General features: G+C 65.4%; 13 protein-coding genes and 1 pseudogene. 8 read left to right on the forward strand and 6 right to left on the reverse strand.

The genetic code is table 11. The annotated features are described in order from the left end of the window. Window positions 1–210: 210 nt before the first annotated feature. Entirely contained in the window at window positions 211–1,239 is a 1,029-nt protein-coding gene (gene dksA / locus HG421_RS09480; RefSeq protein WP_169706178.1) for an RNA polymerase-binding protein DksA, read from the reverse strand. An 84-nt stretch (window positions 1,240–1,323) separates the two neighbouring features. Between dksA and yidD the strand changes: the two genes are divergently transcribed. The 6 genes from yidD to eutC all read left to right on the forward strand — a co-directional run bounded on the left by yidD (window position 1,324) and on the right by eutC (window position 7,783). Then, entirely contained in the window at window positions 1,324–1,623 is a 300-nt protein-coding gene (gene yidD / locus HG421_RS09485) for a membrane protein insertion efficiency factor YidD (protein WP_169706179.1), read from the forward strand. Further along, window positions 1,620–2,969, forward strand: a complete 1,350-nt coding sequence (locus HG421_RS09490) for a dihydroorotase (RefSeq protein ID WP_169706180.1) — start codon at window positions 1,620–1,622, stop codon at window positions 2,967–2,969. Before yidD ends, HG421_RS09490 begins: the two co-directional genes overlap by 4 nt. Continuing rightward, complete coding sequence (locus tag HG421_RS09495) at window positions 2,969–3,814, forward strand: M23 family metallopeptidase (RefSeq protein ID WP_169706181.1); 846 nt, start codon at window positions 2,969–2,971, stop codon at window positions 3,812–3,814. The genes HG421_RS09490 and HG421_RS09495 overlap by 1 nt, the downstream gene beginning before the upstream one ends. Window positions 3,815–4,191: 377 nt before the next feature. Further along, window positions 4,192–5,556: an ethanolamine permease gene (gene eat / locus HG421_RS09500; protein ID WP_169708145.1), complete on the forward strand. Its 1,365-nt coding sequence runs from the start codon at window positions 4,192–4,194 to the stop codon at window positions 5,554–5,556. After that, on the forward strand, window positions 5,553–6,965 hold the full coding sequence (locus HG421_RS09505; RefSeq protein ID WP_169706182.1) for an ethanolamine ammonia-lyase subunit EutB: 1,413 nt from the start codon (window positions 5,553–5,555) through the stop codon (window positions 6,963–6,965). Before eat ends, HG421_RS09505 begins: the two co-directional genes overlap by 4 nt. Then, the gene (eutC, locus tag HG421_RS09510) at window positions 6,962–7,783 is read left to right on the forward strand and encodes an ethanolamine ammonia-lyase subunit EutC (protein ID WP_169706183.1); all 822 of its coding nucleotides are present in this window, start codon (window positions 6,962–6,964) and stop codon (window positions 7,781–7,783) included. Before HG421_RS09505 ends, eutC begins: the two co-directional genes overlap by 4 nt. Window positions 7,784–7,966: 183 nt before the next feature. On the opposite strand, the gene HG421_RS09515 is transcribed toward eutC, so the two are convergent. Beyond that, window positions 7,967–8,257 carry a hypothetical protein gene (locus tag HG421_RS09515; protein WP_169706184.1) on the reverse strand — a complete coding sequence of 97 codons (291 nt, stop codon included), beginning with the start codon at window positions 8,255–8,257 and terminating at the stop codon, window positions 7,967–7,969. A gap of 153 nt (window positions 8,258–8,410) precedes the next feature. After that, on the reverse strand, window positions 8,411–8,899 hold the full coding sequence (locus tag HG421_RS09520) for a pyridoxamine 5'-phosphate oxidase family protein (RefSeq protein WP_169706185.1): 489 nt from the start codon (window positions 8,897–8,899) through the stop codon (window positions 8,411–8,413). A 187-nt stretch (window positions 8,900–9,086) separates the two neighbouring features. Between HG421_RS09520 and HG421_RS09525 the strand changes: the two are divergent. Together HG421_RS09525 and HG421_RS09530 are read left to right on the forward strand one after the other, a co-directional pair. After that, window positions 9,087–9,944 (forward strand): annotated as a pseudogene (locus HG421_RS09525) (pectinesterase family protein); the annotation flags it as partial. Window positions 9,945–10,327: 383 nt separating this feature from the next. After that, window positions 10,328–11,998: a glycoside hydrolase family 28 protein gene (locus HG421_RS09530; RefSeq protein WP_169706186.1), complete on the forward strand. Its 1,671-nt coding sequence runs from the start codon at window positions 10,328–10,330 to the stop codon at window positions 11,996–11,998. A 176-nt stretch (window positions 11,999–12,174) separates the two neighbouring features. Here HG421_RS09530 and HG421_RS09535 read toward each other — a convergent pair whose 3' ends face one another. The 3 genes from HG421_RS09535 to ubiG form a co-directional block, all read right to left on the reverse strand. Continuing rightward, window positions 12,175–12,864, reverse strand: coding sequence for a phytoene/squalene synthase family protein (locus HG421_RS09535; RefSeq protein ID WP_169706187.1), 690 nt, complete (start codon window positions 12,862–12,864; stop codon window positions 12,175–12,177). Window positions 12,865–12,892: 28 nt separating this feature from the next. Then, window positions 12,893–13,558, reverse strand: coding sequence for a phosphoglycolate phosphatase (locus HG421_RS09540; protein WP_169706188.1), 666 nt, complete (start codon window positions 13,556–13,558; stop codon window positions 12,893–12,895). 112 nt (window positions 13,559–13,670) lie between these two features. Next, window positions 13,671–14,390 (reverse strand): bifunctional 2-polyprenyl-6-hydroxyphenol methylase/3-demethylubiquinol 3-O-methyltransferase UbiG, encoded by a 720-nt coding sequence (gene ubiG / locus HG421_RS09545; RefSeq protein WP_169706189.1) that lies wholly within the window; start codon window positions 14,388–14,390, stop codon window positions 13,671–13,673. Between the last annotated feature and the right edge of the window lie 4 nt (window positions 14,391–14,394).

Below are 14,394 nucleotides of genomic sequence, written 5' to 3' on the forward strand. Positions count from 1 at the left end.
CCCGGACGGCAGCGCGCGTGGCGCGGTTGCAGACATCGTCCCGTGCACGCGCGGCTCGAACAGGGAGCTGGCCAGGTCGGCCGCCATCGCCGGGCGCGGCCACCATGCATCGACATTGCGTCTTCGCGCACTCATACGCCAGCTGGGTGGACCCGGCGACCCACAAAAAAGCCCCGCACGTGGCGGGGCTCTGGTCAGCCGGCAGGACGATCAGTCGCCCTGCTGCTTCTGCAGATGCTCCCAACGCTCCTGGGCGTCGATGGTGCGTTCGGCGGTCAGACGCGCTTCAAGGCGATCCAGGCCGATTTCTTCGCCGGTGTCGACACAGAAGCCGTAATCGCCGGCCTCCAGACGCTTGAGCGTGCTGTCGATCTTGCCGATCAGCTTGCGATAACGGTCGCGGGTACGCAGTTCCAGCGAGTTCTCGGTTTCGCGGGTGGCACGCTCGGCTTCGTCGCCGATATCGCGCACTTCTTCGCGCAGGTTTTCGATGGTCTGCTTGGATTCTTCGACCAGGTCGTTGCGCCAGCTCTGCAGCCGCTGACGGAAGTATTCCTGCTGTAGCGTGCTCATGTACTCCTCGTCCGCCGCAGGCTTGTAGCCCTTGGGCAGGATCGGGCGACCAGTGGCCTCGTCGGTCTTGTACTCGACCACCTTGTACTTTGTCTTGGGCGCCGAGCTGGACGGCTTGGAGGTCACGGCCACGGCCACCTTGCCGACCGGACGGGTCGCGGCGGGCTTGGCGGGGGATTCGGTTTTGGTTGGCGTTTTTGCGGAGGATTTCGAAACGGGCACGGGATTCTTAGGTGACGGGGTCGCAGGCTTTGCCGGCTTCGCAGGGACGGCCTTGGGGGCCGGTGCGGGCGCGGGCTTTTCAGCCTTGACCGGGACTGACTTGGCCGGAGCCGGCTTGGCAGCCGGCTTCGGTACGGACTTGGACGCCACCGGCTTGGCGGCCGGCTTGGCGGCAGCAGGCGCTGCCTTGGTCGCCGCCGGCTTGGCAGCGGTCGTCTTGGCGACAGGTTTCACGGGCTTGGTGGCTGCGGGCTTGGCAGCCGGCGCCTTCTTGGCAACGGCCTTGGTCGCGGGTGCCTTCTTGGCAGCAGGCTGCTTGGCGACCGACGTGGCCTTCTTGGCGGCCGGTTTTGCAGCAGCGGGCGCCGCTGCCTTCTTCGCAACGGGTTTGGCGGACTTCTTGGCGGCCTGGACGGCCTTTTTTGCAGGTTTTTTAGCAGCCACGAAACGCTCTTCCTTGGTTCCCCCGGGGCCCGGGAAAGCGGACCTTTATAACGTACCCCGCGGACCCCCGGCAACCACCTATTAATGCAACTGGCATATCATTGGCAAGTGATCTCACGCCTGCTCATTGCGCTGTTGCGCTTCTACAAACTGTTCATCAGCCCGCTGCTCGGGCCGCGCTGCCGCTTTGTGCCCAGCTGCTCGGAGTATGCAATGACCGCCATCGGCCGCTTCGGCCCGCTGCGCGGATGCTGGCTGGCCGCACGCCGGCTCGGCTGCTGCCATCCATTCCATCCAGGCGGTTTCGATCCGGTGCCCGACGCGCCCCCGCCGTCTTCTTCGCCCTCGCCTTCTTCCTGCCGCTGCAAAGGACCTCATCCATGAGCCGAACCCTCATCATCAACGCCCGTCTGGTCAATGAAGGCAAGGAGTTCGACGCCGATCTCCTGATCGAGAGCGGCCGCATCGCCAGGATCGACAGCAAGATCACGCCTGCCGCCGGCGACACCGTGGTGGACGCAGCCGGGCGCTGGGTGCTGCCGGGCATGATCGACGACCAGGTGCACTTCCGTGAGCCGGGCCTGACCCACAAGGGCGACATCGCCACCGAATCCGGCGCCGCCGTGGCCGGTGGCCTGACCAGCTTCATGGACATGCCCAATACCAACCCGCCGACCCTGGACGCGGCCGCGCTGCAGTCCAAGTACGACGCGGCCGCCGGGCGCGCCTGGGCCAACTACGGCTTCTACATGGGTGCCAGCAACGACAACCTGGCCCACATCCAGTCGCTGGACCCCAAGACCGCGCCGGGCATCAAGGTGTTCATGGGCGCCTCCACCGGCAACATGCTGGTCGACAACCCCGAGACGCTGGACGCGATCTTCCGCGACGCGCCGACACCGATCATCACCCACTGCGAAGACACCCCCACCATCGACGCGACGATGGCGCAGTACAAGGACACCTACGGCGATGCGCTGACGCCGGACATGCACCCGGACATCCGCTCGCGGCAGGCCTGCCTGAAGTCCTCGCAGCTGGCGGTGTCGCTGGCACGCAAGCACAACACCCGCCTGCACGTACTGCACATCTCCACCGCCGACGAGTTGGGGTTGTTCGAGGCCGGCCCGCTGGTCGATGCCGACGGCAAGCTGCGCAAGCGCATCACCGCCGAGACCTGCATCCACTTCCTGCGCTTCGACCGCAGCGATTACGCGCGGCTGGGCAACCTGATCAAGTGCAATCCCGCGATCAAGGATCCCGAGGACCGCCTGGCGCTGATCCAGGCGCTGGCCGACGACGTGATCGACGTGCTCGCCACCGACCACGCCCCGCACACCTGGGAAGAAAAGCAGAAGCCGTACGCACAGGCGCCCTCCGGCCTGCCATTGGTGCAGTACGCGTTGGTGGCCGCACTGGAGCTGGTGCATGAAGGCAAGCTGCCGATCACCCGCATCGTGCAGAAGTTCGCGCATGCGCCAGCGCAGCTATTCGATGTAGAACAGCGCGGCTTCCTGCGCGAGGGCTACTTCGCCGATCTGGTGATGATCGACAACACGCCGTTCACCGTGAAGCGCGAGCAGGTGTTGTCCAAGTGCGGCTGGTCGCCGTTCGAGGGCACCACCTTTCGTTCGCGCATCGCCGCAACCTGGGTCAACGGGCAACAGGTGTGGGACGGCGAGCAATTGGTCGGCAGCGCCGCCGGCCAGCGCCTGACCTTCGACCGCTGATGCGTGCAGCCTTCTTTGGTGCATGGCTGGCGCTGGTGCCGGCCATGATGAGTGCAGGTGCGGTGCAGGCGCAGGCGCAGGCCACAAGCGAGGCTGGCGTGGTGTTCCCGGCCAGCGCGTCGCAGGGTGCGATGGTGATCGGCAAGGTGCCGGCCGGCAGCAAGGTGCAGTACGCCGGCCGTTACCTGCGGGTCAGCGGCTATGGCAGCGTGGTGTTCGGTATCGGCCGCGATGCCACTGGCCCGTTGCAGGTGCGCATCACCCTGCCCGACGGCAGCCAGCGCACCGCCAGTGTGGCAGTGACGCCGCGCGACTGGCCCACCGAGCGCGTCAACGGCGTACCGCCCAAGACCGTCAATCCGCCAGCGGCGATTGCCGAGCGCATCAAGCGTGAGCAGGCACAGGTGACTGCGGCGCGCGATCGCGACGATGCACGCCCGGATTTTGCGCAACCCTTCATCTGGCCGGTGCAGGGCCGCATCAGCGGCCGCTTCGGTAACGCGCGGGTCTACAACGGTCAGCCGGGCGCCGGCCATTCCGGCATGGACATTGCCGTGCCCACCGGCACACCGGTCAAGGCGCCGGCTGCCGGCGTGGTGACCTTTGCCGCACCGGATCTCTATCTGACCGGTGGCACGGTGCTGCTCGATCACGGTTTCGGCATCAGCTCCAACTTCCTGCATCTGTCGCGGATCGACGTGAAGGTCGGCGATCGCGTCGAACAAGGCCAGGTGATTGCGGCGGTGGGCGCAACCGGGCGTGCGACCGGGCCGCATCTGCATTGGGGGATGAATTGGTTCGATGTGCGGATCGATCCGCTGCTGGTACTTGAGCGCGGGAAGTAGTTTTTGGCTGTGGTTTTCTTCTCCCATCGGGACATGGTCCTCCTTCATGGGGGAGAAGGTGCCCCGAAGGGGCGGATGAGGGTACGGGCGAAGCCTCGTGCGTCTTGGGTGCAAGAGGGCTTCGCCCCGTACCCTCACCCCAACCCCTCTCCCGGAGGGAGAGGGGCTCTGGCTGCGTCCTGATCGTTGCCAGGCTTGGAACACAGCAGATACCCGCAGCCGCCACCTACCCGTTGTGCGTGTGTTCGCCAACAGGCTTTGGGGTATAACCGGAGCGACCGTCGAGCGTCGCTGTAGGCGAACGCTTGGCTGCTGACGGTCGGTCCGTCGCTTCGGCGTCGGGCGTGCTTCATCTCCCCTCCCCCAGACCGCAGGAGATGTGCGACATGCGCAACGAGCAACTCAAGCCGACCCTGGGCACCTGGCAGCTGTGGGGAATCGCCGTGGGCCTGGTGATTTCCGGCGAGTATTTCGGCTGGAGCTATGGCTGGGGCACTGCCGGCACGCTCGGCTTCCTGGTCACCACCCTGCTGGTGGCAGTGATGTACACCTGCTTCATCTTCAGTTTTACCGAGCTGACCACGGCCATTCCCAATGCCGGTGGACCGTTCGCCTACAGCCTGCGCGCATTTGGTACCCACGGCGGCATGCTCGCCGGCCTGGCCACGCTGATCGAATTCGTGTTCGCGCCACCGGCCATCGCGATGGCGATCGGTGCGTACTTGAATGTGCAATACCCCACGCTGGATCCGCGCGTGGCCGCCATTGGCGCGTATCTGGTGTTCATGAGCTTGAACATCGTCGGCGTGGCGATCGCGGCCACCTTCGAGCTGATCGTCACCCTGCTCGCAGTGATCGAACTATTGGTCTTCATGGGCGTGGTGGCACCGGGTTTCAGCGTGGCGCGCTTCGCCGCCAATGGCTGGGCCGGCAGCGACGTGTTCGGCCCGGCGGCGATTTCCGGCATCTTTGCGGCGATTCCGTTCGCGATCTGGTTCTTCCTGGCGATCGAAGGCGCGGCGATGGCCGCAGAAGAAGCCAAGGACCCCAGGCGCACCATCCCGCGCGCCTACATCGCCGGCATTGCCACCCTGGTGGTGCTCGCGCTGGGGGTGATGGTGTTTGCCGGCGGCGTGGGCGACTGGCGCCAGCTGTCCAACATCAACGACCCGCTGCCGCAGGCGATGAAGGCGGTGGTCGGCAACAGCTCGACCTGGCTGCACATGCTGGTGTGGATCGGTCTGTTCGGGCTGGTAGCCAGTTTCCACGGCATCATCCTGGGCTACTCGCGGCAATTCTTCGCACTGGCGCGCGCCGGCTTCCTGCCGCACGGGCTGGCCACGCTGTCGCGCTTCCGCACCCCGCACCGGGCGATCCTGGCCGGCGGCGTCATCGGCATCGCCGCGATCTGCAGCGACAGCGTGGTCAAGATCCAGGGCATGTCGCTGACCGCGGCAATGATCACCATGTCGGTGTTCGGCGCCATCGTGATGTATGTGATGAGCATGCTGAGCCTGTTCAAGCTACGACGCAGCGAACCGGGACTGGAGCGCAGCTTCCGCGCACCGGGGTATCCGGTGGTGCCGGCGATCGCCTTGCTGCTGGCGCTGGTGTGCCTGGTCGCCATGGTGTGGTTCAACCCGATCGTGGCGCTGATCTTCGTTGGGCTGCTGCTGTTTGGCGCAGCGTGCTGCGTGCTGAGTCTGCGCAGCCAGGCCTCCGCGGCGGCGAGCAGCAGATGAGCGGTTTTGCGTTCACGGCAGGCGGCGAGCAGTTCCGGTTTGCCGACCTCAAGACCCTGCTGGCCAAGGCCACGCCAGCGCGCTCGGGCGATCAGTTGGCCGGGCTGGCAGCCGAATCGGGGCTGCAGCGCGTGGCCGCGCAGATGGCGCTGGCCGATCTGCCGCTGCGGCATTTCCTCGACGAAGCGGTGGTGCCTTATGAATCGGACGAAGTCACCCGGCTGATCATCGACCAGCACGATGCGGCGGCGTTCGCTGCTGTGGCGCATCTCACCGTTGGCGGCTTGCGCGACTGGTTGTTGAGCGCGCAGGCCGACGAAGCCGCGCTGACGGCCCTGGCCCCAGGGCTGACGCCGGAGATGGTGGCCGCGGTATCCAAGCTGATGCGGGTGCAGGACCTGATCCTGGTGGCACAGAAAACCCGCGTGGTCACTGCCTTTCGCAATACGCTGGGACTGCGCGGGCGCCTGTCCACCCGGCTGCAGCCCAACCATCCCACCGACGATGCCACCGGCATCGCCGCCAGCGTGCTGGATGGCCTGTTGTATGGCAACGGCGATGCAGTGATCGGCATCAATCCGGCCAGCGACAGCCTGGCCGCCACCAGCGCCTTGCTGCGCATGCTCGATGCGGTGATCACCGGCTACCAGATCCCTACCCAGTCGTGCGTACTGGCGCACATCACCACCACCATCGAGGCGATCGGCCGCGGTGTGCCAGTGGATCTGGTGTTCCAGTCCATCGCCGGCACCGAAGCGGCCAATGCCAGCTTCGGTATCGATCTGGCGCTATTGCGCGAGGGCTACGAGGCGGGTCTGTCGCTGCGCCGCGGCAGCGTGGGCGACAACGTGATGTATTTCGAAACCGGCCAGGGCAGCGCGCTGTCGGCCAACGCGCATCACGGTGTGGATCAGCAGACCTGCGAAGTGCGCGCCTATGCGGTGGCCCGGCAGTTCAAGCCATTGCTCGTCAACACCGTGGTGGGCTTCATCGGCCCGGAGTATCTCTACGACGGCAAGCAGATCATTCGTGCGGGGCTGGAGGATCATTTCTGCGGCAAGTTGCTCGGTGTGCCGATGGGTTGCGATATCTGCTACACCAACCATGCCGAAGCCGACCAGGACGATATGGATGTCTTGCTGACCCTGCTCGGCACTGCCGGCATCAACTTCATCATGGGCATTCCCGGCTCGGACGATGTGATGCTGAACTACCAGACCACGTCATTTCACGATGCGCTGTATGCGCGTCAGGCGCTGGGCCTGCGGGCGGCGCCCGAATTCGAGCAATGGCTGGAACAGCAAGGCATTCTGCGGCTGCAGGACGATGGCCGTTTCGCACTCGGCAGCGATATTCCTGCGGCGTTTCGCCGTGCGCTCGCGCAACTGCCTGTGGGAACGGCGCAATGAGCAGCCCGGCGACACCTCCCAGCGATGCCTGGGCACGGCTGCGCCAGCTGACACCGGCGCGTATCGCGCTCGGCCGGGTGGGCACCAGCCTGCCCACCGCCGCCCATCTGGACTTCCAGCTGGCGCATGCCCAGGCACGCGATGCGGTGCATCTGGCGTTGGATGCGGCACCGCTGCAGGCTGCATTGCAACAGCGCGGGCGCACCAGCGTGCTCCTGCAGAGCGCTGCGCCGGATCGGCACACCTATCTGCAACGCCCGGACCTGGGACGCCGCCTGTCGGATGCCGCAGCCACGCACCTGCGCGGCCTGGCCGCCGTGCGCGACAAGGGGCGGCACGTGGCAGTGGTGGTGGCCGACGGGCTGTCCGCCCTGGCAGTGCATCGGCATGCCGCATCGATGCTCGAGCAGATCGATGCGCTGGCCGCACACGAAGGCTGGTCGCTGGCTCCGGTGGTGCTGATCGCGCAAGGGCGCGTTGCGATCGGCGACGAAGTGGGTGAATTGCTCGCCGCACACGCGGTGATCGTCCTGATTGGAGAGCGACCCGGACTGAGTTCGCCCGACAGCCTCGGCCTGTATCTGACCTATGCCCCGCGCGTCGGGCTGACCGATGCGGCGCGCAACTGCATTTCCAATATCCGCACCGAAGGCCTGAGCTATGCGGAGGCCACGCATAAGCTCGCCTACCTGCTACGCGAAGCATTTCGACGCCGCCTGTCCGGTGTGCAACTCAAGGACGAGGCCGAGCAACCGCGCCTGCCGGCAGGTAGCGCAGATGCCCAGGCACCGCGCAACTTCTTACTGCCGGATGATTGATCCCCCACTGCGCTGCCGGTCGAGGCTGGTTCGCGTCTGGAGTGGAGGCAACGCAGTGGCGACAAAAGCGGCCAGGTGCTTTGACACCGGCTGAGCCTGCGTTCTCCAACTGGCGGACGGCAAGCGTAGGCCTAGCCCAATACGTCCATCGATTGCGGCCATCCACTCACGCAGCAGACACCATCAGCGCAGTGCCCCATCGTGCCGATCGCTGGCCGCATACGTGCTGGTACGCAATTCGTTGTCGTGCGGATGACGCAAGGCCTGGCGTACTGCTTCCGGCAGTGCGTCGACATCCAGCATCACCTTGCCCGAATGCACATCGCGCACCGCCGATGCGGGCAACACGAAATCGCCGCCATTTTCGATATTGATGACAAGTTCGGCACCGTCATTGCGGATGTCGCGCACCGCGCCTACACCAACCTCACCATCGCGCAGGAAGACCATCTGGCCGATTTCGATCGTTTGCATGTTGCTTCTCCTGATAGGCGCACCCCGAAGACGCGCTGCCTCGTGCGCTCGATGATGCCGCCGCGGTCTGTTTGTTCACGGTGAAGCGCGCAAAGGCATGGGTGCGCGCGCAAGCAGGCGCACCGACAGGGCCGCGCCTGCTAGCCCACATCCTCAACGCAGCGGAACGTCCGCCACCTTGTCCTGATAATCCCTCTTGGGGTCGATACCGAGCAGCACCTTGATACCGGCCAGCAGGCTGGACCCGTTGAGCCAGATCTGGGCGTGATCGGGATCCAGGCGCAGCAGTGCCAGTTTGGGATCGTCCTTGCCGCCCTCGTACCAGGCAGCCACATACGGATTCCAAAGGCGATCGATCACCGCACGGTCGGTGTCTTCGCGCAACGAACCGCTGATGCTGGCGAACAGATCATGGCCCTTGCTGCTGAAAGCGCCGATCACCCGCCGCCCCTGCCCCAGCATTGCAAGCAATGCATTGTCCCTAGATGTGAAAAACCAGATCGGGCCACCGCTGTCGCCTTCGATCTGCGCGGTCATCGGACGTGCATGACCGTCTTCCACACCATCCAGGCCCAGCATCACGGTGCGATCGGATTTCAAGGCTTTCCAGAATTTGTCCTGCAGCTCTGTGGGATCGGTCATTTGCATTCCTGACATGCGCGTCTTACGCGGGTGATCGAGTCTGGAAGGCCGCGTGCCCACGGCATGTGATGACCAGCGCGTTGCATCGCCGCATCGATTCACGTGAGTACGCATGCGGGGGATGCACGTTGCGACCTGGTCCGGATTCCAAGCGTGACCACTCAGCACATCCTGCACATTGCTTCGCTTCAAGGCGGGCACCTATACCGAGCTCGTGTGCGTTCCCACCAATGCACCGCCATTGACGGTGTTCGGGCTTGGCGCGTCTGTCGGCGATACCGTCATCCGTTTCAACAACGCCAACCCCACGCCCAAGCCAGCCGGCACCGCGAGCCATGCCTGTGCCAGCAATGGGTCGGCCACCACAGTGGGCACCTCCAACAGCGCGACGGTGACGGTGCGCGCCGCCGACTTCCAGGCACGCCATTTGCGCATCGACAACAACTATGTCGAAGGCACTTACACCGACAACAACCCGTCGGCAGTCGCACTGGCGGTACGCGGCGACAAGGCCAGTTTCGAGGACGTGGTGATCACCGGCAACCAGGACACCTTGTTGATCAGTGCGACCAACGCAGCCAACGTGATACGTGCGTATTTCAAGAACAGCACGATCGATGGCGATGTGGACTTCATCTTCGGCTCGGGTATCGGCGTGTTCGACAAAGCCACCATCCGCTCCATCGGTGCGCGCCTGGGCAGCAGCCGTGGCGGCTACATCTTTGCGCCCAGCACGCGGCCAGACAGCACTTATGGCTTCCTGGCCATCAACAGCGGTTTTGTCGCCGTCTCCGGCTCACCCGACAACCAGACCTACCTGGGTCGTGCCTGGGATGAAGGTGTCAGCAGCCTGAGCGCGTACGTCAACGGCACATCGCCCAATGGCCAGGTCACCGTACGCGACTCCACCCTGGGCAGCCACATCCGCAAGACCGCACCCTGGAACGCTTCCACTGCAAGCCGGCCTTTCTGCGTCAGCAGTTGCAGCAACTCGCCCAACCGCTTCTACGAGTACGGCAACAGCGGAGCTGGCGCCGCCAACTGACTCGCGGCGCGCAGCGGCACGCAGTCCACCATCGCGCCGCATCAGCAGCGTCGATTGCTAGCTTGCACGAAGCGCTTGTTGGCATCCGCGCGATGCGGCGTGCGAACAGGCGCTTTTTTCACAGACATCGACTGACGCCGGCACGCAAACAGACCGCAACCAAACAAGGTTTTCTTCGGGCGTGCGGTACTGGATTCGCTCCACCGCCATCGATAGCCGCGCTCTGGCAGCACGCTGGCATCTCCTCGTGGCCGATCGCGCGACACCTTCGACACCAATGCCACAGACAGCATGTGTACCGGCTGATGGTCACGCCACTGCCATGCGCAGGTCGAGCCGTGTCGAGATCGGGCACCGCCGTTCGTCCCGTCGGAGCACTCCCCATGCACCCACCATCCACGCTTCCCTCCTTGGCACTACTGTCCCTGGCGCTGTGCGGCCTTGCCAGCTTTCCGGCATCCGCCAATCGCTCCTCTGCGCAGGCCGTGCCGGATACCGCGCACAGCATCTCGACCCGCTGGGGCGTCGTGCGGCAACCCGCACTGCCCAAGCAGATCTGCAGCACGCTCAAGGCGGCCCTGGTCCCGGTTGCTGGCTCGCTCGACGCGCTGGATGAGGATCCCGGCCAATCCAGGCGCGATACCGCGCGCCTGCAGGCGGCCATCGACGATTGCCCGGCCGGCAGTGCAGTGCATCTGGTCCCGGGCGATGCCGGCGAGTCGGGCCTGTTGACCGGCCCGCTCACCATCAAGAGCGGGGTCACACTGTGGATCGACCACGGCGTCACCGTGTTCGCCTCGCGCAATCCCAACGACTACGACAACGGCCTGGGCACCTGCGGCACCGCCAGCAGCGACAAGACCAAGTCGTGCAACCCGCTGATCCATTTTTCCGACACCACCAACAGCGCGATCGTCGGCGCCGGAAAGATCGACGGACGCGGCGGCAGCACGCTCACCGCCGGTCCCAATGCCGGCAAGGCCAGCTGGTGGGATCTTGCCTATCTCAACGTCACCAAAGGCTTGAGCCAGCATGTGCCGCGTCTGATGCAAATCGACAACAGCACCAACGTCACGCTCTACGACATCACCCTGGAGAACTCGCCCAACTTCCACGTCATCAGCGACAACGTGGTGGGCCTGACTGCCTGGGGCATCAAGATTCTGGCACCCAGCCTGGTCTACTCGCGACCGGGCTATCACTGCCCGGCGGGCAGCACGCCCGACGTCAATCCGCATGCGACCTGCTTCACCCCGGAAACCGCCAAGAACACCGATGGTTTCGACCCCGGGCAGTCGAAGAACGTGCTGCTGGCGTACTCGTACATCGGAACCGGCGACGATTGCGTGGCGATCAAGGCGCACGCCAAAGATACGCGCAGCATCCCCTCGGAGAACATGCTGTTCGCCTACAACCAGTGTTACTACACGCACGGCTTTTCGCTGGGCAGCGAAACCGATTCGGGCATGCGCAACATCGCCGTGCGCGGTTTGAGCATCGACGGCTTCAATGCCAACGATGTCGTCAGGGACCCGTATTCGGCCAATGGACTGCGCATCAAGTCCGATGCCTCGCGCGGCGGAAAGGTGGAGAACATCAGCTTCGAAGACATCTGCATGCGCGGTGTTGCCCGTCCATTGGTGTTCGATGCCAATTACGCCAGCCCGGCCACGCGCGACAAGATTCCGCAGTTCACCAATATTTCGCTGACCAATGTCCATTCGCTGGGTTCGACGACCTTTGGTGGCGGCGAACTGAGCTTCTACGGATACCGCGACGCCACGACGACCCGGCCGATCACCATCAGCCTGGACAACGTGGTGCTGGAAGGCGGCAAGATCACCTTTGCGCAGCCGCATTTCGGAGGACCTTCCAGCAACCCGGGGGCAACGCACTTCAGCTTCAAGGGCGGCCCGGTGAGTTTTTACGATCAACTGACGCCATCGGCGTCCAACGATGTGCAACTACAGGGCACGCCTGGACCTGGCACGCCGTTGCAGTGCAACGACGCCTTCATTGCCTTGCACACGGTGCTGCCGGATTCGCCGATCTGAGCGGCGTGTTCTGAGCAGCAACGAACGCGCATGCGAAGGCGATACGCGCTTGCTGCGGCCTGTTGGTCGCAGCAAGCGGTGCGTGTTGAGATGGAATCAGCGATCGCACCCTGCCCGCTGGCCGCGCCCGTTCGTCCACATCCACAGGCGCTGTGTGCGACAGGATCCGCTTGCGCTCAGTCCGCGCCGCTGGCAGCCCGCCAGCTATGCCACAACTGCTGGACCGGCGGCGGATAGGCCGGCTTGCCGGCCAGTTCGCGCTGCAGGCGCACGCGTGCCAGCCGCGACCACACCCGATGCGGGCGGGCCAGTGCCGGCTTGCGTGGCCAGGCCCGCAACAACTGCGTGCGCCAGGCCACGGCACTGACGCCACCAGGTGCTGCGCCATCGCCAGCCACGCGCTGGCGCGCGTCCAGCCACTGCACTGCCACCGCCGTGGCATCGCCAGGCTGCGCACGCGCAAACAGCACCGCTTCGGCGGCGACCACGGCCTCGGCGAAGCCATGCAATGGCTCAAGCGCCTGCGCAAGCGATGCGGGCTGCACGCGTGCGGCCTGCATCGCCGGCAAGGCATCGGCCAACTGCGCCCATGGCGCACGCACCGGCTCCAGCACGCGTCCCAGCGGATGCCGCGACCGTTGCTCGGACCAATCGCGCAGTTCCTGCTGCCACCACGCCAGCTTGGCATCGGCCGGCAGTGGATCGCCGGCGATGTTCATGATGTCTTCCCATTCCTGCAGCAAGGCGAACCAGGCGGCAGTCACGCGCCGCTGCGGTTCGGGAATGAAGGGTTCGGCGACCGACCATTCCGGCCAGCGGGTTGCCCACTTGTCGAGAAAACTGTCGAGGGCGCTGGATTGGCTCATGGCGGGTCCGGACAAAAACAAGAAAGGATCAGGTCTGCGGCCACGTCGCCGGGTTCCACAGGAGCTGCGGCGTATCGACCAGCACATCGGCCTGCCAGCGCGCCGGCACATCGTCGTGCAGGCGGTAGCCCCACAACACGGCAACCGACGGCATGGCGGCCGCGCGTGCGGCGACGATGTCGCGCTCGTCGTCGCCCACATACACGCACTGCGCCGGCGCAACGCCGATGTGCTGCGCCGCGGTCAGCAGCGGCAACGGATGCGGCTTGCGCTCGGCCAGCGTATCGCCGCCGATCAACACGGCGCAGCGCTGCTGCCAACCCAGTTGCGGCAGGATCAAGCGGGCCAGGTATTCGGGTTTGTTGGTGACGATGCCCCAGAGGCAGCCGGCGCTTTCCAGTCGCGCCAGCAGGTCTTGGACACCATCGAACAGCTGCGATTGCGTGCCGATCAAGGCTTCATAGCGGCTCAGGAATTCCGGCACCAGCGCTGCACGCGCCTGCTCATCGAGCTCGGCAAAGGCCACGCCCAGCATCGCACGCGCGCCCTTGGACACCACCGGCCGCAGCTGCTCCAACGCCACCGGCGCACGCTCGCGCGCCGCCAGCATCGCGTTGACGGTCGCCAGCATGTCCGGCGCACTGTCCAGCAAGGTGCCATCCAGGTCGAACAACACCGCCCGCGGAAATCTCACAGAGCCACCGCCATGCCAGCGCGACCGGCAAGCAGGCCAGAACCAGGAAATTTCAAAGCCCCGGCCAACCGCCGTTGCGAATCCCGACTCCCGATTCCCCACTCCCCGCCCGTCACGGCCTCACCGCATACGCCAGATAATTGACCTCGGTCCGCGACGACAGCCGCGCACGATTGCGCCACGGCTCGTACAGCATGCCGCTGACGTCCTCCAACTGCAGCTCGGCTGCGCGCAACCACGCCGCCAGCTCGGCCGGCTTGATGAAATCCTTGTAGTGATGCGTGCCCTTGGGCAATAGCCGCGCGATGTACTCGGCACCGACCACCGCCAGCGCGAACGCGGCCGGGGTGCGATTGAGGGTGGACAGGAACAGCTTGCCGCCCGGCCTGAGCAGGCTGGCACAGGCGCGAATGATCGCAGTGGGGTCCGGCACGTGCTCGAGCATCTCCATGCAGGTCACCGCATCGAAGCTGCCCGGCTGTTCGGCGGCCAACGCTTCGACCGACTGCACGCGATAATCCACCTGCACGCCCGATTCCAGGCTGTGCAGGCGTGCCACCTTGACCAGCTCCGGGGCCAGGTCGATCGCAGTCACCTGCGCGCCCAGGCGGGCCATCGACTCGCTGAGCAGGCCGCCCCCGCAGCCCACGTCGAGCACGCGCGCGCCGGCCAGCTCCTGGCGCGCGGACACGTACTGCAGGCGCACCGGATTGAGCGCATGCAGCGGCTTTTGCGGGCCGTCGGCGTCCCACCAGCGGTTGGCCAGCGCGGCGAACTTGTCCAGTTCGGTCTGACGGAAGTTGCCGGCGGTGGTGGAGGTATCGGGATTCATAGGG

The organism is Xanthomonas campestris pv. badrii (assembly GCF_012848175.1).
GTDB lineage: Bacteria > Pseudomonadota > Gammaproteobacteria > Xanthomonadales > Xanthomonadaceae > Xanthomonas > Xanthomonas campestris_C.